Origin of the sequence: Nonomuraea sp. H19, assembly GCF_052068215.1 — a bacterium.
In the GTDB taxonomy this organism is placed as follows: domain Bacteria; phylum Actinomycetota; class Actinomycetes; order Streptosporangiales; family Streptosporangiaceae; genus Nonomuraea.
In genome coordinates this window covers 1-21,222 of sequence record NZ_JBQHCV010000010.1, presented here as the reverse complement: position 1 = coordinate 21,222, position 21,222 = coordinate 1, and the positions used below count along the sequence as shown (strand labels likewise).

Below are 21,222 nucleotides of genomic sequence, written 5' to 3'. Positions count from 1 at the left end.
GCACTCCGGGCGGCGCTCAGCACGTGCGCCTCGCCCCTCTCTCTCAGGCCGGACACTCGCGCCGGGGCTGTCGAGCCCCCAGAGCCGCCGCGGCGGCCGTGCTCCCGCCTGAGCAAGGGCTGCTCGAGTCGCGCCTCCGACTCCGTCTTCAGGAGTCGTCGCAGGTGCCGGGGCGTGTCCGGAAGGGGACGGGCTCTCGTACGATGAGCGGGTGCTCGGTCTTCTTCGCTCCGTGTGGAACGAGCCACGTCCCCCCGGCCCGCCGGCCCGAATGTGGCGCGACTGGGCGCTCGTGGCGTTGCTCGTGGCGGTCGCGCTGCTCGAAGGGGCACTGCGGCCGGACCTTCCGTGGCGGGCCCTCGCGGTGATCGTCACGCTGGGGCTGGTGCCGACGCTGCTGTGGCGCCGGACCAGGCCGCTGCTGATGATCGCGATCGCGTTCGTCACCACGAGCCTGGCGCCGCTGGTGACGGGCGGCGTCCGGGTGGAGACGTACACGCTGGTGTTCCTGCTGCTGGTGGTGTACGCGCTGTTCCGATGGGGGTCCGGGCGCGAGGCCGTGGCCGGGTTGGCGATCATGCTGGTCTCCGTCGGCCTCTCGATGGCCTTTTACGGCCTCGTCCCCGCCGACGCGGTGGGCGCGTTCACCGTCATGTTCTCGGCCGTCGCCCTGGGCGTGGCGTTCCGCTACCGGGCCGGGGCGCGGATGCGCGAGCTCGACCAGGTCAAGCTGCTCGAACGCGAGCAACTGGCGCGCGACCTGCACGACACCGTCGCCCACCACGTGTCCGCCATGGCGATCCGCGCCCAGGCGGGCCTGGCGACCGCGCCGACCCGGCCTGAGGCCGCGATCGACGCGCTGCGCATCATCGAGGCCGAGGCGTCGCGCACCCTCGCCGAGATGCGCGCCATGGTGCGCGTCCTGCGCCGGAGCGAGCCGGCGGAGCTGGCCCCCGGCCGGCAGATCGCCGACCTCGAAGACCTCGCGGGCCGAGGCCGCGTCGGCCCGTCGGTCCACGTCGAGATCCGCGGCGACCTCGACGACCTCCCTCCGTCGGTCGGGGCCGCGATCTACCGCATCGCGCAGGAGTCGGTCACCAACGCCCGCCGCCACGCCCGGCACGCCACCCGCATCGAGGTCCGCGTCGCCGCCGACGACACCGCGGTGCGGCTGCGCGTGAGCGACGACGGCGACAACAGCTCCGCACGCACGATCGCGTCGCCGGGTTACGGCCTCATCGGCATGATGGAGCGCGCCGGCCTGCTCGGCGGCACCTGCGAGGCCGGCCCGAACCCCGGCCGGGGCTGGAGCGTGACAGCCGTGCTGCCCAGGACCGGGGTGGCGACATGAGCATCCGGGTGCTCGTCGCCGACGACCAGGAGATCGCCCGCACCGGGCTCAGGATGATCCTCGACGCCCAGCCGGACATCGAGGTCGTCGGCGAGGCCGGCGACGGGCGGCGGGCCATCGAGCTGGCCCTGCGGCTGCGCCCCGACGTGTGCCTGTTCGACATCCGCATGCCCCGCTTGGACGGCATCGAAGCCACCCGCACCCTCGCCGGACCAGAGGTTGAAGACCCGCTCGCCGTCGTCGTCATCACCACCTTCGACCTCGACGAATACGTCTACGCCGCGCTCCGGGCCGGTGCCCGCGGCTTCCTGCTCAAGGACGCCGGGCCCGACCTCCTCGGCCAGGCCGTCCGCGCCGCCGCGGGCGGCGACGCGCTCATCGCCCCGAGTGTCACCGCGCGGCTGCTCGGCGCGTTCGCCCAGGCAGGGCGGCACTCATCAGCGCCGGCCCAGCCCATCGAGGCGCTCACCGACCGCGAGGAGGAGATCCTCGCCACCGTGGCGCGCGGGCGGACCAACAGCGAGATCGCCGACGAGCTGCACATCTCGCTCAGCACCGTCAAGAGCCACATCGCGAGCCTCATGGCCAAGCTCGGCGTCCGCAACCGCGTCGAGATCGCCATGTGGGCCTACGAGACCAACCGCGTCAAGAGCTGATCACGCCTGGCCGATAGGCCACGATTCGGGCGTACTTTCGGCCGTTGAGTGCCTGTGCGCGTCTTCGTCACACTGATTCCGCCCCGCCTTCCCACCGGATGAGGAGAACGTGATGAAGGCGTTCGTCTTGCGCTCGTACGGCTCACCCGACCAGCTCGAGCTCACGGAGATCGACAAGCCCGTGCCCGGCCCCGGCGAGGTGCTGGTCCGGGTGCGCGCCACCTCCGTCCAGCCCTACGACTGGCACTTCATGAGAGGCGAGCCCTACACCGCGCGCCTGCTGCCCGGCGGCCCCGGATTGCGCAGGCCGCCGTTCAGCGTGCTGGGCGCCGACATCGCGGGGGAGGTCGAGGCCGTCGGCGCGGGCGTGACGGAATTCACCCCGGGCGACGAGGTGTACGGGATGCCCAAGCAGGGCGGCTTCGCCGAATACGCCTGCGCCCCCGTGAGCCAGTTGGCGCCGAAGCCGGGAAACCTGTCGTTCGAGGAGGCAGCGGCCGTGCCGCTGGCGGCCGGCACCGCCCTGCTGGCCCTGCGCGACCACGGCCGGATCCAGCCGGGGCAGCAGGTGCTCGTCAACGGCGCGTCGGGCGGCGTGGGCACGTTCGCCGTGCAGCTCGCCAAGGCGTACGGCGCCGAGGTCACCGGCGTGTGCAGCACGCACAACGTGGACCTGGTGCGCTCGATCGGCGCCGACGAGGTCGTCGACTACACCAAGGAGGACTTCACGCGGACAGGCCGGCGCTACGACCTCCTGGTGGACATCGCCGGCAGCCGCCCGTTGCGGGCCTGCAGGCGGGTGCTGGCGCGCAAGGGCACCTTCGTGTGCGTGGGCGGGCCGGCCGGCCGGTGGCTCCAGCCCGCCGGTCACGTGTTCGCGACGCTCGCGGCGGGGGCGTTCGCGTCCCAGCGGGTGGTCGTGGCGGAGGTGGTCAAGTGCGACACCAGGCGCAATCTGCTGACGCTGACGGAGTTCATCGAGAAGGGCGAGGTCAACCCGGTCATCGACCGGCGATTCCCCTTCGAGGAGATCCCGGCGGCCGTGCGATATCAGGAAGAGGGCCACGCTCCGGGCAAGGTCGTCATCGCCGTCTGACGCCTCACCGGGGATCGTACGCGCGCCACTTCCCGACCAGCTCTCGCCTCCCCCATCCGAGCAGGAACGGCGCCGGAATCGACCGCCCCTTGTCGACGACGACCACCTGCTTGCCGGCGCTCTGCGCGCTGCGCACCGGGGCCGGCACCGTGGTCTCCTGCGGCCAGCGCAGCACCGTGTGCGACTCGCAGCCCACCCGGTAGGCGATCATCACCGCGTGCTCGCCGTACACCAGGCACGGCGGACGCACCCCCAGCGCCCGGGCGACCTCGACGTCGGCCTGCCGCTTGGACAACCGCTGCCCGACGACCTTTTCCAGGGTGAGCCCCTGCAGGGCGAACTGGGCGAGCAGGCCCGCGGCGACGAGGCCGAGGCCGGCTCGCCTGCGCGGCCCTTCCACCAGCCAGAGCGCGCCGTGCGCGATCGGGAACCCCAGCAGCGCGTACGCGGGAAGCAGGAAGCGCGGCGCCGCGTACCCGACCAGGAAGATGTACGGCGCGGCCAGCAACAGGCCCGCGACGGCCGGCAGCGCGCACTCGGCGAGGCGGTCACGGCGTCGCGCGGCGTACAGGCCGAGCAGCACGAGGACGGGGATCGCGCTCCACCAGAGCAGCCAGGGCAGCACGACGGGACCGCAGTGCGCGGGAGGCCGGCAGAGCAGCGGCCCGTTGAGCGCGCGGGCGTGCTCGTGGAGCGAGAAGTGCAGGCCGGTCTCGTTCGCCGCGCCGGCGGCGTGCCAGCGAGCCGCCGGCCCGCCGAAGCGCACGTACGCCTCGACGATCCAGTCCGCCCAGCCCGCGACCAGGCCGGCGGCGAGGGCGATCCCGGCTTTGACCTGCCGCCAGGCCGGTATGGCCAGTGCCGCGGCGAGCGGGAGGACGAGCCAGAGGCTGTCCGGAGGACGCAGCAGAGCCACCACGGCCACGCTCACCGCCAGCCCGGCCGCCGGTCCGCGCCCGCTGCCCGGCCGCATGCAGCGCAGGAAGAAGGCCACGGCGGCCACCGCGCCGAACGCCACCCACACGTTCGGCATGGCCTCGTTGCCGTAGAACAACGCCAGCCACAAGGACGCGAACAACAGGGCGGCCAGCGGCACCGCCGGCCCGGAGCGCACCCGCAGCCAGGTCCCGAACGACGCGTACAGCGCCACCGCGGACAGCACGCACAGGTAGACCCGCAGCGCCTCGGTGGAGGACGTGACCGCCACCACCGGGGCGACGATCAGCGTGATCCCGCGGGCGCGCGGCGCGATGAACTCGGTCGCCGGCACGCGCGGGTCCACCTGACTGATGTAGACGACCTCGTCCCACCCCAGCCCCATCGCGGGGGTGACGACGACCAGCTGGACGATCCCGTAGCAGACGGCCACCAGAACGAGCAGCGCCCGCCATGGATCGGCCCGAAGCGATGTGCACCATCTCACCGGCCTGTTCTTACTGCCGGACGGGCGGCGCCGGCGGGCATGGCGACAGGACTTGCCGGAAGAAATGCCCGCCCATGACCCCTCACCGGTCCGGCGGAAACTGTCGGATGCGCAGGCGATACTCGTCCGGCACGACCGTCGCGCGCAGGGAGCGAAAATGGCCGAGGTTCTGGTGTTCCATCACACGCATGGGCTGACGCCCGGCGTCCACGACTTCGCCGAGGGTCTCCGGCGGGCGGGCCATACCGTTCACGTCCCCGACCTCTACGAGGGGCGGGTCTTCGACTCCTTCGCGCAAGGCGTCGGCCATGCGCAGGAGGTCGGGTTCGATGTGATCATCGAGCGTGGGCGGGCCGCCGCCGGAGGGCTGCCGGGCGAGCTGGTCTACGCCGGATTCTCACTCGGCGTCCTGCCCGCGCAGAGCCTGGCCCAGACCCGGTCCGGCGCCAAGGGGGCGCTGCTGTTCAGCGCCTGCGTCCCGCCTGCGGAGTTCGGCGTCTGGCCGGAGGGGGTGCCGGTGCAGGTCCACGGCATGGCAAGCGATCCGATCTTCGCCGAGGAAGGCGACCTCGACGCGGCCCGCGCCCTCGTAGCGGCGCTCGCGGATGCCGAGCTGTTCCTCTACCCGGGCGACCAGCACCTGTTCGCCGACAACAGCCTGCCTTCGTACGACAAGCACGCCGCCGCGCTCCTCGCCGAACGCGTGCTCGGCTTCCTCGGCCGCGTCGGCTGACGTGCTCTGAACCCGGCGGTCGTAAGTCCCTGAGCTGGGAAACCGAGAAACCACCGGCGGTCACTCGTTGTGCAGGACGTTCGCGATGGTCAGGCGGGCCGCCGAGCGGGCCGGGACGAACGCGCCCAGCACCGCGATCGCCACGCCGGCCAGCGCGAGCAGGGCGAGCACGGGGACGCGCCAGACGTCGAACAGCGCAGGCGGGAAGACGATGCTCGCCGCCTCCGTCATGGCGAGCACGGTCAGGCGGTGTGCCGTGATCCCGATCGGCACGCTGACCAGCCCGCCGACCGCGCCGAGCGCCGCCATGGAGGTCACCACCATCACCGTCACCTGGCGTGGTGTCATCCCGATGGACTTGAGCATGCCCAGGTCCCGGCGCCGTTCGCGGGTGTCGAGCACGACGGTGTTGAAGACGCCCAGGGCAGCCACCGCGCCCAGGAGCAGGGTGAGGATCGACGCGGCACTGATGATCGCGACGGTGTTGGCGTCGGCCTGCGACTTCACCGACGGATACAGGCCGGGTTCGGCCGCTCGCACCGCGGCGTTGTAGGCGGGGACGCTGCCGGCGACCCGGATCTCGTACTGGGTGGCTCTCTGGCCCGGGGCGAGCGTTTCCAGGGTGTGCCAGCCGGCCTGGATCTGGTCGGGATGGCCGTCCATGGTCTGCCCGACGATCGACACCGTCGTCCGCCTGCCGTTGAGCGCGAGCGTGAGCCGGTCGCCGACCGCCAGTCCGCGCTTGCTCAGGAACGGCGAGGTGGCGACGACCTCCCCGGGACCGGTCGCCCAGCGGCCCTTGACGACCGGATGGCCGAGAGTCGCCGAATCCCCGCGCAGGAACTGGCATCTCACGTCCTGCGGATAGCCGGCCAGGCCGAGGTCCATCCAGGTGGTGGCGGTCACGTGGAGCGCGCCGGGCAGCGCGCGCAGCAGCTTCTCGATCTCGGCGTCGCCGCGCCCGGGAGCGACCTGACCGGCGTGCGGGGTTCCCACGTAGACGATCGAGTGGACGTACCCGACTCGCTGCGTCGCCCGCCCGTAGCCGGCCATCGTGCTGGACAGCCCCGTGGCGAGCGTGACCGTGGTGACGCCCAGCACGACCGCCGCCAGCGTCAGCGCGCTGCGCCCGGGGCGGGCGAACGGCAGGCCCAGGCCCAGTCCGATCGAGCGCGGCAGCCGCGCCCCGGCCAGCCGGCGCTGTACGCGCCGGCCACGCCCCGCGCGCGGCGCGCTCCCGGCGCTGATCGCCCGGGCCGCCGGCAACCGGTGCGCGCGCAGCGCGGGCACGAGCGCCGCCAGCACGACGGCGGCGGGCACGCCCAGCAGCGCCGTGAGATACACCCACGGGCTGACGCCGACCGCCAGGTCGCCGCCGTCGACACCCTGGAAGACCACGTGCAGCAGGGGCCGCGCGGCAAGGCCGCCGGTCAGCGTGGCGAGCGCGCACCCGGCGACCGCCGGTACGAGGACCATCGTCAGGTAGACCGCGATGACCTGGTTGGGGGTGAACCCCAGCGACTTGAGTATCCCGATGTGCCGGAATCCGGCGACGACGGCCCCGCTCACGACGTTGGCCACGATCAGCACCGCCACCGCCAGGCCGAGCCCGCCGAAGACCATCAGGAAGGGCAGGTACGCCGACACCGTACGGCCGATGTCCTGCTTGATCGTCACATAGGACTGCGCGGCCAGCAGGGACCCGTCCGGCAGGCCGGCGGTCACGGCCGCCAGGCCGGCGCGGACCTCCCGGTCGGTCGCCGCGCCGGTGAACCGGTAGAGCATCTGGACGCCGGACGGGCGCAGGGCCGCCACCTGATCGGGGGAGACCCACGCCTGCGCGGTCTGGCTCACGGTGGAGGCCAGCCCCACCACGGTGAACGCCGCGCCGCCGGTGAAGGTGACCCTCGCCCCGAGGAGGTGCTCGAAGACAGGATCGGCGGGCCAGTTCAGCACGATCTCGCCGGGACGCGCGGCCCAGCGACCCGACCAGAGGTTCACCCGGTCCACCGGGCCACCGGGATCCGCCCGGCCGACGACCGTCAGCGGGCCGGGCGGCAGGTGGTCGCCGCCGGCGGGTACGGTGAGCACCGCCTGGCCGAAGGGCCCCGCGACGGCCTCGACCCCGGCCCGCCGGGCGGCCTGGGCCAGCCGCGCCCCCGAGACCTTCGCCGGATCGAACACCGCCGACACATGGGCGCCGCGCTGCTGGGCGAAGGCGCGATTGAAAGGCGCGGAGGCGGCCTCCAGCAGCGCGAGCGCGACCACGATCGCCAGCGTGGAGGCGAACACCACGACGCCGAGCACGACGCTCTGCACCCTGCGCCGCCGTACGGCCGCCCGCGCGGCCGACCACACCGCGCTCACGCGCTGCGCTCCAGACTGCGCCCGCCGGCCACCCTGCCGTCGGCGAGCCGGATGATCCGGCTCGCGCACCGCGTCGCCAGTCGCTCGTCATGGGTCACCAGCAGCAGGGTCTGGCCGATCTGGTTGAGATCCAGCAGCAGGTCCATCACCTGCTCCCCGGGATGGCTGTCCAGAGCGCCGGTCGGCTCGTCGGCGAGCAGCAGGGCGGGACGGTTCATCAAGGCCCTGGCCACGGCGACCCGCTGCCGCTCGCCACCGCTGAGCACGGCCGGATAGGCGTCGCGCCGGCCGGCGATGCCGAGCTCCTCCATGAGCTCCAGCGCCCGCCCGCGGGCTCGCGCCGCCGAGGCGCCGGTCAGCTGCGCCGCCAGCGCCACGTTGTCCAGCGCCGTGAGGTCGTCGAGCAGGTTGAAGAACTGGAAGATCATGCCGATCCGGCGCCGCCGGAACAACGCCAGACCGGTCTCGTCCAGCCGCCCCAGGTCCTCACCGTGCACGGTCACCGCGCCCGACGACGGCCGGTCCAGGCCCGCGACCATGTTGAGCATCGTCGACTTGCCGCACCCCGAAGGCCCCATCACCGCGACCGCCTCCCCGGCGTGGATCTCCAGGGTGACGCCGTCCAGCGCGACGGTGCCGCCGTACTCCTTGCGCACGCCCTCCAGCCGTACCACCACCTCATCCACGGCTAGGACGCTAAGACGGGGACCCTCGCCCCCGCATCGAACTCCGGGATGAACCTGCGTGCCCGCTCATTCCACAGATGTAGCGCGAACAGTCCCGGGGCGATCGGCGAAGGAAGGACGTGCCGCATCCGCGCCGCACTCATCAGGAAGGACCGCCGATCATGGGCGATCACGCCGATCTGGAAGCCCTGCGCCGGGCCTGGCCCGAGCCCGCCCCGCCATCCCAGGACGCCTGCTCGGCGGCCAGAGCCGCACTGCTGCAACGGGCGGGTCCCCGGCCCGCCCGCCGCCGGACTCGCGCCTTCACCGCCCCCCGCCCTGACCAGTGGGTCTACGGCAAGCTGGTCCGCTCGCCCACCGGCGGCGCCATGCCGCCCACCGACTACGCCACGGTGGCGGCGCTCCCCACGGACACCGGCGCGCTCCTGTCCTGGATGTACACCAACATGGGCAGCCTTCCCGGCACAGAGGACGACCAGCAGGTCCGGGCCTGCAAGCTGCTCGGCTCGCTGATCGCTCAGAACACCGCTCCCGAGAAGGGCGCCGCCACGGACGAGAACCGAAAGACCATCAACATAGGCTCGCCGGTCGTCGTCGACGGTCTCGGCCAGCGCCCGGTGCGCGGCCATCCGGGCGGCGATGTCACAGACCAGCAGCACAGCGGTACGCACCAGCGGGTGATGGAAGGCCACGCCCCCCAAGCCCACCCGCACCAGGCCGGCTCGCTCGGCTTCGGCGAAGTCGGCCAGCGATGCTCCGAGCAGGCCGACGGCGCGCGCGAGCACGTCCAGCTCGTCGTGGTGATCGAGCGCCGCCACCAGCAAGCAGGAGCGGGTGGCCTCAGACAGCGCCGCGATCCGGTCGCGGAAACCGGTCAGCACCCTGTCCGTCACCGGCTGCGCCGTACCGAGAGAGAACGACAGCGGGACGAAGGCGCCCGCGCGCTGCTCGGCGGTGAGCATGCGGGGCAGCTCGACCAGCGCCAGCGGGTTACCCCCGGCCTCGGCCACCACCTGGTCGCGTACGGCCGGCGGCAGATCCGCAGCCTGCTCGGCGAGAAGCTTGCGGGCGGCCTCGGTGTCCAGCTTGCCCAGCCGCAGCTCGGGCAGACCCCGCGCGGGGAAGTCCCCCTCACGCGCGGCGAACAGGACGGCGACGGGCTCGTCGTGCAGGCGGCGTGCGGCGAACAGCAGCGCGTCGGCCGACTCGCCATCCAGCCACTGCCCGTCGTCGACCAGGCACACCACCGGGCCCGCCGCCGACAGCTCCACCAGCAGGCTGAGCGTCGCCAGCCCGACAAGGAAACGGTCTCCCCGGGTGGCGCCGCCGAGGCCGAGCGCGCCGCGCAGCGCCTCCGCCTGCTGCGGCGGCAGCGCCTCGATGTGATCGACGACCGGGCGCAGCAGCAGGTGCAAGGCGGCGAACGACAGGTCCGCCTCGGACTCCACACCGGTCACCCGCAGCACCCGCGCCCGCGCTTTCGCCGCGGCGCACTCCAGAAGGGCCGACTTGCCGATGCCCGCCTCGCCACGCACCACCAGAGCGCCGGACCGGCCCTCCAGCAACCCGCCGATGACCGACTGCTCCGCCTGACGCCCGTACAACATGGCACTCCAAGAAAACGGTTGTCCGTAATGTGACCAGTGTTGACGCAAAGGCGCTCACCCGCCCTCGGCCACGACGGAGAGGAGGAGGACTGACCGAGCCAATCTGGCTGGGATGGACGCGGTCAGGTGACGGATTGCGCCACCAAGGCCATGGCCTGCCGCATGGCGTTCCGTACCTCGTCGGGTCCGTCGCCGCGCTGCAGCGCGGTCAGTGCGGATGCGCTGATCGCGCCCACCTTGGTCCGGGCCCACCATCAGCGCTGCGAAGACGGCCAGGACCTCGACTCGGCCAGCATGTGTGCGGAGGTGGCCTCAGCCATCCTGACGGAAGATGATCGCGACACCCAGCGCGGCGTCGGCCGGCACGAACATCTCTTCGGGACCAGTTCGGGTGACCGGGACGTCGTTGTCGCGCAGGAGCCGCTCGGTGGCGGCGATGTCGCGTACGGACACCGCGTAGGCCACGAACGCCGGAAGGGGCGCTGGACGCTCGCCGGGCAGCAGGTCGGCGAGCGCTGATGCGGCCACGACGGTGACGCTCGCCCGGTCGAAACGCGTCACCTTGCCATCCCGTGCCTGGCCGAAGTAGGTGCTGTAGCGCCGCTCCAGCTCGGGCAACGCCGTGTCGGCGACGCACAGCACGCATTCGACCAGCCCGGTCGCGCCGTTGGGGTGGTCGGTGTGCCGCTGGTCCGGGGGCGCCTCGACCGGCGTGTTCTCGGCGAACCCGATCCTGCCTTCTGGCACGCGCCCCGGAGGCAGTTGGGGATCGGAGATCTCCAGGTAGCGGGCAGGCTCCATCCTGGTCCCCGTGCTGGTCTCGACGGGTCGCTGGATGTTGTGCACGCCGCCGTGGCTGACGCCGACGGCCGTCAGCCGTGCGGCGACGCTGTCGATGTCGGGCGTATCGGCGATCATGATGTGCACGCCCTGGAAGCGCTGGAGGAAGGATGTGATGTTCGCGGCGGTGGCGCGGATGGCGGCCATCAGCCCTGGCAGCTTGTCGTCGGGCACCTGCAGCGGGATGGGGCGCGCCTCGCCGGGCATGCGGCCGGTGTCGTTGATGACGGCCACCAATTCGACAAAATTGCCGGGGAAGTGCACGTGGGTGTTGGCCACCCCGAACGGCTCGGCGGGGCCTCCGCCGACGGCCGGAAGGACGGGATAGGCGGGCGCCGGCACGGCGAAGCCGAGCTGCCGGTACCGCTCCATCGCCTGGTCCATGTCCCGCACGATGTGGCCGACATGGTGCAGGCCGTTGATGTCATCGCCCATAACGGGCTACCTCCGTGGTCATAGGTGAAAGCGTTCGATCAGGTGGCCCGGAGGCGACGTCGCCATTGACGCGCTTTCCGGTGAGCCCTTCGGCGAGGAGGCGTCGCCCGCCGCCGGAGCGTGCGCGGCCGCGACCGAACCTGCCCCGTACACCGCCAGAGCGCCGACCGGCATCCTTTTGCGGCCGAAACGGTCGCCCGGCGCCCCTGTCAGCAGCAGTCAGCAGGAAGGCCGCGACGAACCATTGCAGATCCGCGGCTAGGCGCCCAGAGCGTCGGCCAGGGTCGGCGGGTTGAGCAGGGTGACCGGAAGACCAACGGCGAGGACCGCGAGGTGAGCGGCTCCTAGCGACCACCACCTTCGGGCGTTGCGAACAGACAAGGTTCCCCCGCTCCAATTTGAGAAATGACTCGCTAAAGAGAGTAAACCATCACTTGGGTGTAGAGTAAGATTTCTTGCATGACTGACAGTGGGCTGCGCGAACGCAAGAAGGCCAGGACCCGGGAAACGATCCTGCGCGAAGCCTTCAGGCTCTTCCGCGAGCGCGGCTACAACGCCACCACTGTCGAGCAGATCGCCGAGGCGGCAGAGATTTCCCCGGCCACCTTCTTTCGCTACTTCCCGACCAAGGAAGACCTGGTCACGCTCGACCGCTTCCCACCTCTGGTCGAGGCGCTGGCCTCACAGCCGCCGGGCGCACCGGTCACCGTGCTGCGCGGCGCGTTCCGTGCGGCGTTCGCCACCCTGTCCGCCGAAGAGATCGCCGCAGGGCACGAGCGGGAGGTGTTCGCGGCCACCGTGCCCGAGCTGTTGGTCGCCAACCTGCGCAAGAGTCCGGGCCTGATCCGCGAGGTCTGCGCCGTCGTGGCGGACAGAGCCGGATGTGCCGGGGACGACCCGCGGATACGGAATGCCATCGGCGCGGTCTTCGGCGTCGTGGCCATGGTCTGGGCGCAGTGGGCACAGGATCCCGGTCTGGACGGGCCCGCCGAGATCGACCGGGCGCTGGCGCACCTGGAGTCCGGCCTCAGCCTGTAGGCCGCCCGCTCAGGTCCGTGCGATCCAGAGAAAGGTTGCGCTAGGTCTACCGCTCCCCTCGGTGATGTCGGCGTCCCAACCGTCGGAGTGGGGCTGGACCCGGACAACAACGGCGCCGGGACCCTCGGAAGCCGTGTCAGAACCGGTGATCCGTGATGCTGCGCGACGGGCGCCGATAGTACCGGGCCGCCGCCCGCCGCCGAGGGGGCGTTTTCTGGACGCCATCCTGTACGTGAACCGGACCGGGATCCCTGGCGTTGCCTCCTGCTCGACTACCCGCAACGGCTGCTGCGGTATACTAAGTTATAGGTCGACCACTAACCTGGAGAGAATATGACAGTCAAGGAAGACGACGCCACCCGCCGCGCCGCTGCCCAGCACACCGTGGCCGAGCACCTGCGCCTTACCGCCGCCGGACGCGTCGACGAATGGGTGACGCTGTTCGCCCCGGACGCGGTGCTCGAGTTCCCGTACGCGCCGGCCGGCGTGCCCCGACGGATAACGGGGCGAGACGCACTGTTCACGCACATGAGCAACTTTCCCGAGACCTTTGACGTGGAGTTCCTCGACCTGGTGTTCCACGAGACGGTCGATCCGAGTCTGGTGATCGCCGAATTCCGCTCGACGGGCACGGCGCTGCCGACCGGCAAGCCGTACGAGCAGACGTGCATCTCCGTCGTCCGGACCGATGACGACGCGCTCATCACCCACTACCTGGACTACTGGAACCCGCTGGTAGCGATCGAGGCGCTCACACCCCAGGACGCGCCGTCCGACCCTGACCTCAGCGTGACTTTTGGGGGCTGAGGGGAGCCATGGTTAACTGATGCCCATGCCCGCCGCCGGCACTAGCACGAAGAGCGACGAACGACGTCGGACCATCATGGCCGGCGCGGTCGAGTGCTTCGCGCAAAAGGGTTTCTACGGTACGACGACGCACGAGATCGCAGAGTGGGTCGGCATCTCTCAGCCGTATCTCTATCGCCTGTACCCGAACAAGGAAGCGCTGTTCGCGGCGGTGGTCGACCACGTGTCCGTCGTAATGACCGAAACGCTGGTCGCTCACTCGCCGGCGTCGGGTGGGGCCGGGCTGGCGCCCGAGGCGGCGTTGGATGCGGCGCGCGGCGCCTACACCGCGCTCGTCGCGGACCGGAACATCCTGCGTTTCCTCATGCACGCGAACTGTGCCGCCGGCGAGCCGCTAGTGGGGCAGGCCGTGCGCCGGTGCTACGCCAAGCAGGTTGACACCGTTCGGCAGCTGCTGGGCGACGACGATGCCGTGCGGCGCTGGTTCGGCGCCGGAATGCTCGACAACGTGGTCGCCGTGCTGGGTCTGGCCGACATCGATGAGCCGTGGGCGCACGTTCTCACCGCTCGATGACCCGACACCGGCAGGTCGGCGACGACGGCCCCGAGTCTTCCTCGTAGGCCAGCTCGGCCGGTGGGACTCGGCTTCTTCGCCCAGCCGCGGGCAGGCTTCTTCCGGGTCAGCCTCCTGGTCATGAGAATGACGAGCGACCAGTTCACTCACTGAGACAAGGAAGCGGGTGTGTTGCTCGAGGTGGGAAAGTCCCTGCCCGCGGACTGGCAGCGCCCTCGCGTGCTCCATTGAGTCCTAGTGATCGGCCCGGCGCGGAGGCAACCGTTAAAGCGTCGAGGAGTCTCCTGAGGGGGTCAGGAGCCTTCGGCGGCCCGCCGAAGGCGGGAATCCCGAATGGCGTCGTTGTCGAAGAGTGCGGCCCGCGGCCAGGTTTCCGGCGGCCACGGCGTCGCCCTTGCCGAATCGTCAGAATCAGCCCCGTTCAGAAATGAAGCGGTCGAACCCGCTGGCCGTCGCCGTGGGTGTGGGCGGAGGATGCCGGTGTGGTGGGCAAGGTCCGAAGGTGCGCGGTGTGCGGGCGACCGTTGCCGGCCGGGTCCACGGTGCGGCGGCGGTATTGCTCTGCGGCGTGCGGGATGCGGGCCTATCGAGCGCGTAGGCGTGCCGTTCAGCGTGAGATGCTGGCGGCGGCGGTGATCTCGGCGGAGGCCGCGGCGTGGTTTGAGCAGAAGAACAAGCTTAGGCAGCGCGCGGGCCTTGACCGCCAGATGATCGTTGATCAACTTCATATCGCCAACGCTAATCCGGGCTCTCCTTTCGCCGCCTCCGTCACTTGACTGATCCTGTCCCTGTCACACCAGCAGGCTGACTGTGATCAGTTCCTCACCCTGATCACCGGATACCGTGATCGTCACCTCCCACACGCCGTCCATGGTGAACACGTCCTGTGTGGCGACGAAGCGGCCGGGATCGGGCTGGACGGTGCCGACCGGCGGCAGCGCGTGGCCCATGCCGGGCATGGCCGCCGCGAGTGTGACCGTGTCGGCCTTGCCCGAGGTCACCCGCACCTCGACACGATCGGCCGCCATGACGGTGACGGTGTAGTGCGTGCCTGCCGCATGCACGCTCTCGGGGCTGCCGCCGAACCAGCGCGAGGTGACGGCGAACAGCACACCCGCGATGAGCAGGCAGACGCCCGCGTACTTCATCGTTCCACGTCCATGGTGAAGGGCCTGGTGATGAGGCGGCCTCCGGCGGCGTACTGGACCCAGGCCAGGTAGCGGCCCGGTTCGGGGAGCGTGAGCGTGAAGTGCAGAGCGGAAGGACCGGCCGCCGTCCCGTGGGCGTGCGCCAGGTGGGCGCCGTCGCGGCTCCGGACGACCAGGTGGCCGGGCATGCCCAGCCAGGGCTGGATCGGCGCCTCCTCGCGGACCTCGATGGTCACCGGGCTTCCGGCGACCGGCGCGGCGGGGGTGAGGCGGGGTGTGATGCTCTCCTGCGCGTCCGGCTGTGCCGTACCGGAGACTTCGAAGGTGCCGGTGAGGAGCTGCCCGCCCGACTGCTGCCGCTCGATCTCGGCGTAGGTGAGGTAGCGGCCCGGTCGCGGGAGGCTCAGCCGTACCGCCAGGACACCCGGCGCGGTCCGCAACGGGTGCACGTGCCGGAAGACCGCGCCGTCCTGGCTGGTGACCACGAGATGCGCCGGGGCCTCGTGGTGGACGGCCAGGTCGTCCACCGGCCGTCCAGTGGAGCCGTCCGTCAGGCGTAGGGTCAGCGTGAAGTCGGTGCCCGTGGCAGGCCGGGCGGGCATTGTGGAGAACCGGCCTTGCGCGTAGGGCCTGCCGGACTCGGGTTGAGGTGGGGTGCCCTCCGGCTGGGCGGGCGGCAGGTATGGCAACAGCAGCATCACGGTGACCGCGACTGCTCCGGCAGCACTCGCACCGCTCACGAGAAGCCGAGACCTGCTTTTTGCGAGTATGCCGCCCACCAGCAGCAGCCCAGTAACCAGGAAGGCTCCGTCCATCACCATCGTCCAAGGAGCGCTGGTAGGCACCAGGACCTGGAACGGGATCACCGAAACCTCGTCACCGGCGCGCACATGAAGCTCATGCAGGCCGGCGTGGGTAACCCGCAAGGCGGCGGGATCCTGCCCGACTCTCACCGAAGCGGCCGACCTGCTTGCGTCGGTCAGCGAGCGCAGCTCCAACTCCAGCCTTGTGGGCTGTACGGCTTGCGCGCTCACCCGCAGCGGCGCCGGTACCTGTGAGACTCCCGCGATGACGAGCGTCACCTCGCCCGCTCTGAAGGTCTGCGTCACCCGCAGATCCGCTCCCGCCTGGACGACGTGCGCCTTCGCCGGGACGGTCAGCGACAGCACCAGCAGCGATGCGACAGCCAGAAGCCGGATCGCGCCATTGATCACCTTCATGAATCAAAACGCTAGGCAGCCGCTGCTGCAGCCCGCCTCCGTCAGGTGACTGATATGCGCCGCACGCTTATCAGTCACGTGACAGAGGCGGCCATCGCCGTGATCTTCCTAGGGTTCCGGCTATGACCAAACGACCTGAACCCTATTCGGCGATCGTGATGGGGATCCTCGCCCTGGGCTTTTGCGCTTGGGCCTTGCTCACGCTGCCCATCCAGGGCGCGGTGGTCCTCGTGGTGGCCAGCGTGCTGGGCTGGAGCGGCTGGATGGCCTTCAGCTACGCCAGGCCGGTGAAGTCGAGGAGGGCGATCGCCGTCTACCTGTGCGCGGTGGGTTTCCAGCTCATCCACATGGCCGAGGAGTACACCGGCGGCTTCCCGCACGAGATCGTCGAGCTGTTCGACTCGCCTCGTGACTGGCCGGAGAAGGAGTTTCTGCTCGTCTTCGTTTTCGGTTTCGGCGCGCTGTACTTCTTCGCCGGCGCGGGCGCGCTCTACCGGATCCGGGTGGCCAACTTCTTCCTGTGGTGGTACGCCCTGGGCGCGGGCCTGCTCAACGGCATCGCCCACTTCGTCTTCCCGATCATCAAGGGTGGCTACTTCCCCGGCCTGTACACCGCCGGTGGGCACCTCATCATGAGCGGACTGCTGATCTACCTCCTCATCAAGGAGAACCGGCAGCTCAAAGCCGACGAACAGGCAGCTCAGCCGCTGCTGGTCAGGTAGCACCGAGAGGAGCAAGACAATGTCGAAGACCGTCCTGGTGACCGGCGCCTCCACCGGAATCGGCCGTGCCACCGCCCTGCTGCTGGTCCGCGAGGGCTTCACCGTCTACGCCGGCGTACGGAAGGACGCCGACGGCCAGGCCCTCGGCCCCAGCGTCACCCCCATCCAGCTGGATGTCACCGATGCCGGGCAGATCGCCGATGCCGCCGAGCGGATCGGTCATCTCGATGCCCTGGTCAACAACGCCGGCATTGGCGTCACCGGACCCCTGGAGTTCGTCTCCCTGGACGCGCTGCGCTGGCAGTACGAGGTCAACGTCTTCGGCCAGGTGGCCGTCACCCAGGCCATGCTGCCCAAGCTGCGCGCCTAGCGCGGCCGCGTGATCACCATCGGCTCGGTCGGCAGCTGGATCACCCTGCCCTTCGGCGGCCCGCTGTGCTCCTCCAAGCACGCCATCCGCTCCCTCAACGACGCGCTGCGCATGGAGGTCAAGCCCTGGGGCATCCGCGCGGTCCTCATCGAACCCGGATCCATCCACACCGCCGCCGTCGACAAGCTCGAAGGCGAGGTCGAACCCCGCCTGGCCGCCATCGGCGAACAGGGCAGGCAGCTGTACGGCCAGGCCTACCGCACCATGACCACCACCGGGCTCAAGGAGGAACGCTCCGGCTCCAGCCCCGACGTCGTCGCCCGCGCCGTCCTGCATGCGCTGACCGCCCGCAAGCCCCGCTCCCGCTACCCCGTGGGCAAGAAATCCAGGCTGATGAGCACCCTGGGCCGCATCGTCCCCCAGTACACCCTCGACCGGCTGCGCCTGCGCGCCCTCGGCCTGTCCTGATCCCATTCCGAACGGAGCCCCACCATGCCACCACTCGCCGGCGCCGACGCCCTCACCGCACTCGACCCCGTCTTCGCCCAGCTCGCCGTCGGCGCGGGCCACAACCTGTGGGGCCTGGCCCATCTGACCATGCGCGAGAAGGCCTTCATCTGCCTGACCGCCGACCTGTGCCACCCCCACCTGGACCTACCGCTGGCGATGCACGTGCAGATGGCTCTGGCCAACGGCGTCGAGCCCGAGGCCATCCGCGAGCTCTACCGGCACCTGGCCCCGTACGTGGGCTATCCGATCGTGGTCACCGCCTTCCAACGCTTGACCGAGCTCGGCCTGCCCGCGGCGCAGGACGACAAGCCCGTCGAGCCCACCCCGCCGACCGGACCGCTCGCGCGAGCCGTACGCGCCCTGGAGGACATCGACCCCGGCCTGGCCACCTTCACCGAGGACCAGCTCGCCCAGCGCTGGACCCGCCCGCACCTCAGCGTCCGCGAACGGGCGCTCGCGTGCCTGGTCGTGGACGTCTTCTACCAGACGCTCGGCCCATCCCTGCGCCTGCACGCCGAGCTGGCCAGGTTGGCCGGAGCCACCGACGAGACCCTGCGCGACCTGCTGCGCGGTGTGGCCGAGTTCGGCATGCCACGAGCCTGGGCCGCCGCGCAGGCGCTGCTCCCGCAGCCGAGGGAGGGCGCATGAACGTGGTGGTAGCCGGCGGTGGCCCGGCCGGGATGATGCTCAGCCTGCTGCTGGCCCGTGCCGGGATCGAGGTCACCGTGCTGGAGAAGCACAGGGACTTCCTGCGCGACTTCCGCGGCGACACCGTGCATCCCTCCACCTTGGAGGCGCTCGATCAGCTGGGCTTGTCGGAGCGCTTCCACCAGCTCGACCATCGCAAGGTCACCAGGCTCAACGTGCCGCTGGGCGGCGGGCTCGCCCCCATCGAGGCTTTCGCCGGGATGAAGGTGAAATTTCCGTACATCGCCTTCGTGCCGCAGTGGGACTTCCTCAACCTCATCCCCGAGGAAGCCCAGCGCTATCCGGGTTTCACGCTGAAGATGCGGGCCGAGGTCGTCGATCTGCTGCCGGAGGGCGGGGTGCGCTACCGCGACCGCGATGGTGAGCACGAGCTGCGGGCCGACCTCACGGTGGCCTGCGACGGCCGCGACTCCCTGTTGCGAGCAAGGGCCGGGCTGCCGGTGCGGAACATCGGCGCGCCCTTCGACGTGGCGTGGTTCCGCCTGCCCAGGCGGGACCCTGAAGTCGAGGAGTTCTACGACCGGGTCGCGCCGTACAAGTGGATCGTCGGATTCGACCGTCGGACCTATATCCAGCTCGCCTACGTCTTCGACAAGAACAGGCGGGAGAAGCTGATCACCGACGGCATCGGGGGCTTCCGCGACGGCGTGGCGCGAGCCGTACCGGAGATCGCCGATCGCGTAGCGCTGCTGCGGTTCCTTCAAGGAGGACGTGAGCTTCCTCGACGTGCAGGTCAACAGGGCCATCAGGTGGTACGGCAAGGGCCTGCTGCTGATCGGCGACGCCGCTCATGCGATGTCCCCGATGGGCGGTGTGGGCGTCAACTACGCCATCCAGGACGCGGTCGGAGCCGCCAACATCCTCTGCGACGCGCTCAAGAGCGGCGGGCCGGTGCCGGAGCACCTGCTGCGTGCCGTACAGAAAAGGCGCGAGCCGCCCGTGGCGGTGATGCAGCGGCGGCTGGTCGAGCCCGCGCTGAGAGGAGAGGTCGCGAACGTGCCCAGGATGGCCACCCTGATGCGGCGCGTCCCTCCGGTGCGCCGGGCCTTGATGCGGCTGCTTGCAGTCGGACTCAGAAAAGAGAACATTCGATGAACGTCGTAATCGCGGAGCAGAGGCCATGACGGCGGTGGCCGCGCCCGAACGCCTGGATCCCGCCCTGCTCAAGCTCGCTGGCATCGTGGTGGTGGGCGCGCTGGCCTCGTTGCTGAACACCACGATCCTCAGCGTCGCCATCGACGGCCTCGGGCGGCACTTCGACGCGCCCCTGGCGACGGTGCAGTGGGTGGCGACGGGCTACCTGCTGGCCATGGCGATGGCGATCCCGCTCACCGGCTGGTCGGTGCAGCGGTTCGGCACGAAGGCGATGTGGTTGTCGGCGCTGTCGCTCTTCCTCACCGCGTCGGTGCTGTGCGGCCTGGCCTGGTCGATCGAGACTCTGATTGCCTTCCGGGTGCTGCAGGGGCTGGCGGGCGGCATGATCCTGCCGCTGGCCCAGACGATCCTGGCTCAGGCCGCCGGACCGTCGCGGTTCGGGCGGGTCATGGCGCTGGTGGCGATCCCGGGCCAGCTCGCACCGATCATCGGTCCGGTCCTGGGCGGCGTGCTCATCGACGGCGCGGGCTGGCGCTGGGTGTTCTTCGTCAACGTGCCGGTGGTCGGCCTGGCGTTGCTGCTTGCCTGGCGCGCGATGCCCTCCGGCCGGCCGCAGGGCCGTCCGCCGTTGGACGTCCTGGGCCTGGTCCTGCTGTCACCCGGCCTGGCCGCCCTGGTGTACGGCCTGACGCAGATCGGCGGTGCCGGAGGCAGGGGCTTCGGCAGCACCGTGTCGGTCATCAGCCTGGTGGCCGGGGTGGGACTGGTCACGGTGTTCGCCCGGCACGCCCTGCGGACCAGGGCCGCCCCCCTGCTCGATCTCCGGCTCTTCCGCCACCGCTCGTACACGCTCGTTACCACCCTGACGTTCCTGTCCGGAGCCTCGATCTTCGGGCCGATGTTCCTGTTACCGCTGTATTACCAGCAGGTTCACGGCCTGACGACCGTCGAGACCGGGCTCATGCTCGCCCCCCAGGGGATCGGCACCGCCCTGTCGCTGCTGGTCGCCGGGCGGCTCAACGACCGCATCGGCGCCCGTCCCCTGGTCGTGGTCGGGCTGGTCGTCACCGTCGCGGCGACGATCCCGTTCACCCTGTCCGGCACTGGCGACCTCTTCCAGATCATTACCCTGCTGATCCGCGGCATGGGATTGGGTACGGCGGGCGTGGCCATGATGGCCGGCGCCTACCAGGGACTGCGTCCCGACCAGATCCCCGGCGCGACCGGCCTGACCAATGTCGTCCAGCGCGTCGGCGGCTCGCTGGGCACCGCCGTCCTGGCCGTCGTCCTCCAACGGGTCACCCAGGGCAACAGCACCCCCGCCGCGCTGGAAGGCGCCTTCGGCGAAACCTTCTGGTGGACAGTCGGCTTCGCTCTGCTCGCCCTCATCCCTGCATGGCTACTACCACGATCACGACCGGCCCCGACCGAGCCGGGTGCGCGTGGTGGCCGCGGAACGACTCACTAACTGGATCGTCGAGTGCGACGGTGCCGCTGTGCGCCCAGGCGCTGTGAGCCGGATCACCCGCCGTGTCTGTCACGGTTCTCAGCGCCAGCCCGTCCAGACTCATGATCCCCTCCCCAACCGCACCAAAGGATCATCATGGTTCCCCTTGCCGACAACACACCCCCGAGCACCATCGCCCAGCCGGTGCGCAAGCGGCGCTGGGCCCGCTGGGTGGCGGCCGCGATAACGCTGCTGGTGGCCGCGATGCTGTTCGGCGCGTACGGCTGGCAGCCGGCCGAGGACGGCCGAGCTTTCCGCTCGCCGTACCTGGCCCAGGTCGGCTCGCGCTACGCCGACACCCCGATCGCCCGCTTCCACTACGTCCAGGC

The 21,222-nt window shown here is 70.7% G+C and carries 20 protein-coding genes and 1 pseudogene; 14 read left to right on the top strand and 7 right to left on the bottom strand.

The window, feature by feature from the left end; genetic code table 11:
• The first annotated feature begins 211 nt into the window (after positions 1-211).
• The 3 genes from ACTMTI_RS22825 to ACTMTI_RS22815 all read left to right on the top strand — a co-directional run bounded on the left by ACTMTI_RS22825 (position 212) and on the right by ACTMTI_RS22815 (position 3,103).
• A complete protein-coding gene (locus tag ACTMTI_RS22825; protein WP_441122502.1) occupies positions 212-1,351 on the top strand; it encodes a sensor histidine kinase in 1,140 nt (379 codons plus the stop codon).
• Positions 1,348-2,007 carry a response regulator gene (locus tag ACTMTI_RS22820; protein ID WP_441122501.1) on the top strand — a complete coding sequence of 220 codons (660 nt, stop codon included), beginning with the start codon at positions 1,348-1,350 and terminating at the stop codon, positions 2,005-2,007. Before ACTMTI_RS22825 ends, ACTMTI_RS22820 begins: the two co-directional genes overlap by 4 nt.
• 112 nt (positions 2,008-2,119) lie before the next feature.
• Positions 2,120-3,103 (top strand): NAD(P)-dependent alcohol dehydrogenase, encoded by a 984-nt coding sequence (locus ACTMTI_RS22815; RefSeq protein ID WP_441122500.1) that lies wholly within the window; start codon positions 2,120-2,122, stop codon positions 3,101-3,103.
• A 4-nt stretch (positions 3,104-3,107) separates the two neighbouring features.
• Here the strand turns inward: ACTMTI_RS22815 and ACTMTI_RS22810 are convergent, their stop codons facing one another.
• Positions 3,108-4,526, bottom strand: a complete 1,419-nt coding sequence (locus ACTMTI_RS22810) for a hypothetical protein (protein ID WP_441122499.1) — start codon at positions 4,524-4,526, stop codon at positions 3,108-3,110.
• A gap of 157 nt (positions 4,527-4,683) precedes the next feature.
• On the opposite strand from ACTMTI_RS22810, the gene ACTMTI_RS22805 reads away from it, so the two are divergent.
• Positions 4,684-5,259 carry a dienelactone hydrolase family protein gene (locus tag ACTMTI_RS22805; RefSeq protein WP_441122498.1) on the top strand — a complete coding sequence of 192 codons (576 nt, stop codon included), beginning with the start codon at positions 4,684-4,686 and terminating at the stop codon, positions 5,257-5,259.
• Positions 5,260-5,319: 60 nt separating this feature from the next.
• Here ACTMTI_RS22805 and ACTMTI_RS22800 read toward each other — a convergent pair whose 3' ends face one another.
• From ACTMTI_RS22800 to ACTMTI_RS22785, 4 genes are all read right to left on the bottom strand, one after another.
• Entirely contained in the window at positions 5,320-7,626 is a 2,307-nt protein-coding gene (locus ACTMTI_RS22800; RefSeq protein WP_441122497.1) for an ABC transporter permease, read from the bottom strand.
• Entirely contained in the window at positions 7,623-8,312 is a 690-nt protein-coding gene (locus ACTMTI_RS22795) for an ABC transporter ATP-binding protein (protein WP_441122496.1), read from the bottom strand. Before ACTMTI_RS22795 ends, ACTMTI_RS22800 begins: the two co-directional genes overlap by 4 nt.
• Positions 8,313-8,314: 2 nt before the next feature.
• On the bottom strand, positions 8,315-9,919 hold the full coding sequence (locus ACTMTI_RS22790) for an AAA family ATPase (RefSeq protein ID WP_441122495.1): 1,605 nt from the start codon (positions 9,917-9,919) through the stop codon (positions 8,315-8,317).
• A gap of 312 nt (positions 9,920-10,231) precedes the next feature.
• Positions 10,232-11,194, bottom strand: coding sequence for a VOC family protein (locus ACTMTI_RS22785; RefSeq protein WP_441122494.1), 963 nt, complete (start codon positions 11,192-11,194; stop codon positions 10,232-10,234).
• Positions 11,195-11,653: 459 nt separating this feature from the next.
• Between ACTMTI_RS22785 and ACTMTI_RS22780 the strand changes: the two genes are divergently transcribed.
• The 4 genes from ACTMTI_RS22780 (at position 11,654) to ACTMTI_RS22765 (ending at position 14,389) form a co-directional block, all read left to right on the top strand.
• The gene (locus ACTMTI_RS22780) at positions 11,654-12,232 is read left to right on the top strand and encodes a TetR family transcriptional regulator (protein WP_441122493.1); all 579 of its coding nucleotides are present in this window, start codon (positions 11,654-11,656) and stop codon (positions 12,230-12,232) included.
• 333 nt (positions 12,233-12,565) lie between these two features.
• The gene (locus tag ACTMTI_RS22775; protein WP_441122491.1) at positions 12,566-13,039 is read left to right on the top strand and encodes a nuclear transport factor 2 family protein; all 474 of its coding nucleotides are present in this window, start codon (positions 12,566-12,568) and stop codon (positions 13,037-13,039) included.
• Between the two features lie 19 nt (positions 13,040-13,058).
• Positions 13,059-13,613 carry a TetR/AcrR family transcriptional regulator gene (locus ACTMTI_RS22770; protein ID WP_441122490.1) on the top strand — a complete coding sequence of 185 codons (555 nt, stop codon included), beginning with the start codon at positions 13,059-13,061 and terminating at the stop codon, positions 13,611-13,613.
• A 617-nt stretch (positions 13,614-14,230) separates the two neighbouring features.
• Positions 14,231-14,389 (top strand): hypothetical protein, encoded by a 159-nt coding sequence (locus tag ACTMTI_RS22765; protein WP_441122489.1) that lies wholly within the window; start codon positions 14,231-14,233, stop codon positions 14,387-14,389.
• 15 nt (positions 14,390-14,404) lie between these two features.
• Here ACTMTI_RS22765 and ACTMTI_RS22760 read toward each other — a convergent pair whose 3' ends face one another.
• Positions 14,405-14,761, bottom strand: a complete 357-nt coding sequence (locus tag ACTMTI_RS22760) for a hypothetical protein (protein WP_192776957.1) — start codon at positions 14,759-14,761, stop codon at positions 14,405-14,407.
• Positions 14,758-15,981, bottom strand: a complete 1,224-nt coding sequence (locus ACTMTI_RS22755; RefSeq protein WP_441122488.1) for a hypothetical protein — start codon at positions 15,979-15,981, stop codon at positions 14,758-14,760. Before ACTMTI_RS22755 ends, ACTMTI_RS22760 begins: the two co-directional genes overlap by 4 nt.
• Before the next feature lie 122 nt (positions 15,982-16,103).
• Here ACTMTI_RS22755 and ACTMTI_RS22750 point away from each other — a divergent pair, with 122 nt between their 5' ends.
• From ACTMTI_RS22750 to ACTMTI_RS22725, 6 genes and pseudogenes are all read left to right on the top strand, one after another.
• On the top strand, positions 16,104-16,703 hold the full coding sequence (locus ACTMTI_RS22750; RefSeq protein ID WP_441122487.1) for an HXXEE domain-containing protein: 600 nt from the start codon (positions 16,104-16,106) through the stop codon (positions 16,701-16,703).
• Between the two features lie 19 nt (positions 16,704-16,722).
• Positions 16,723-17,541: pseudogene (locus ACTMTI_RS22745) on the top strand (SDR family oxidoreductase).
• A 24-nt stretch (positions 17,542-17,565) separates the two neighbouring features.
• Entirely contained in the window at positions 17,566-18,231 is a 666-nt protein-coding gene (locus ACTMTI_RS22740; protein ID WP_441122486.1) for a carboxymuconolactone decarboxylase family protein, read from the top strand.
• Positions 18,228-19,415, top strand: a complete 1,188-nt coding sequence (locus ACTMTI_RS22735) for an FAD-dependent monooxygenase (protein ID WP_441122484.1) — start codon at positions 18,228-18,230, stop codon at positions 19,413-19,415. Before ACTMTI_RS22740 ends, ACTMTI_RS22735 begins: the two co-directional genes overlap by 4 nt.
• A complete protein-coding gene (locus ACTMTI_RS22730) occupies positions 19,412-20,854 on the top strand; it encodes an MDR family MFS transporter (protein WP_441122483.1) in 1,443 nt (480 codons plus the stop codon). The genes ACTMTI_RS22735 and ACTMTI_RS22730 overlap by 4 nt, the downstream gene beginning before the upstream one ends.
• 135 nt (positions 20,855-20,989) lie before the next feature.
• A partial coding sequence (locus tag ACTMTI_RS22725) for a hypothetical protein (protein WP_441122482.1) occupies positions 20,990-21,222 on the top strand: 233 nt, incomplete at its 3' end.

Excerpts from the sequence above, each read along its gene's own strand:
- ACTMTI_RS22820 (WP_441122501.1), top strand. The coding sequence starts at position 1,348 with ATGAGCATCCGGGTGCTCGTCGCCGACGACCAGGAGATCGCCCGCACC.
- ACTMTI_RS22815 (WP_441122500.1), top strand. The coding sequence starts at position 2,120 with ATGAAGGCGTTCGTCTTGCGCTCGTACGGCTCACCCGACCAGCTCGAG.
- ACTMTI_RS22805 (WP_441122498.1), top strand. The coding sequence starts at position 4,684 with ATGGCCGAGGTTCTGGTGTTCCATCACACGCATGGGCTGACGCCCGGC.
- ACTMTI_RS22790 (WP_441122495.1), bottom strand. The coding sequence starts at position 9,919 with ATGTTGTACGGGCGTCAGGCGGAGCAGTCGGTCATCGGCGGGTTGCTG.
- ACTMTI_RS22785 (WP_441122494.1), bottom strand. The coding sequence starts at position 11,194 with ATGGGCGATGACATCAACGGCCTGCACCATGTCGGCCACATCGTGCGG.
- ACTMTI_RS22780 (WP_441122493.1), top strand. The coding sequence starts at position 11,654 with ATGACTGACAGTGGGCTGCGCGAACGCAAGAAGGCCAGGACCCGGGAA.
- ACTMTI_RS22775 (WP_441122491.1), top strand. The coding sequence starts at position 12,566 with ATGACAGTCAAGGAAGACGACGCCACCCGCCGCGCCGCTGCCCAGCAC.
- ACTMTI_RS22770 (WP_441122490.1), top strand. The coding sequence starts at position 13,059 with ATGCCCATGCCCGCCGCCGGCACTAGCACGAAGAGCGACGAACGACGT.
- ACTMTI_RS22765 (WP_441122489.1), top strand. The coding sequence starts at position 14,231 with ATGCTGGCGGCGGCGGTGATCTCGGCGGAGGCCGCGGCGTGGTTTGAG.
- ACTMTI_RS22760 (WP_192776957.1), bottom strand. The coding sequence starts at position 14,761 with ATGAAGTACGCGGGCGTCTGCCTGCTCATCGCGGGTGTGCTGTTCGCC.
- ACTMTI_RS22755 (WP_441122488.1), bottom strand. The coding sequence starts at position 15,981 with ATGAAGGTGATCAATGGCGCGATCCGGCTTCTGGCTGTCGCATCGCTG.
- ACTMTI_RS22750 (WP_441122487.1), top strand. The coding sequence starts at position 16,104 with ATGACCAAACGACCTGAACCCTATTCGGCGATCGTGATGGGGATCCTC.
- ACTMTI_RS22740 (WP_441122486.1), top strand. The coding sequence starts at position 17,566 with ATGCCACCACTCGCCGGCGCCGACGCCCTCACCGCACTCGACCCCGTC.
- ACTMTI_RS22735 (WP_441122484.1), top strand. The coding sequence starts at position 18,228 with ATGAACGTGGTGGTAGCCGGCGGTGGCCCGGCCGGGATGATGCTCAGC.
- ACTMTI_RS22730 (WP_441122483.1), top strand. The coding sequence starts at position 19,412 with ATGACGGCGGTGGCCGCGCCCGAACGCCTGGATCCCGCCCTGCTCAAG.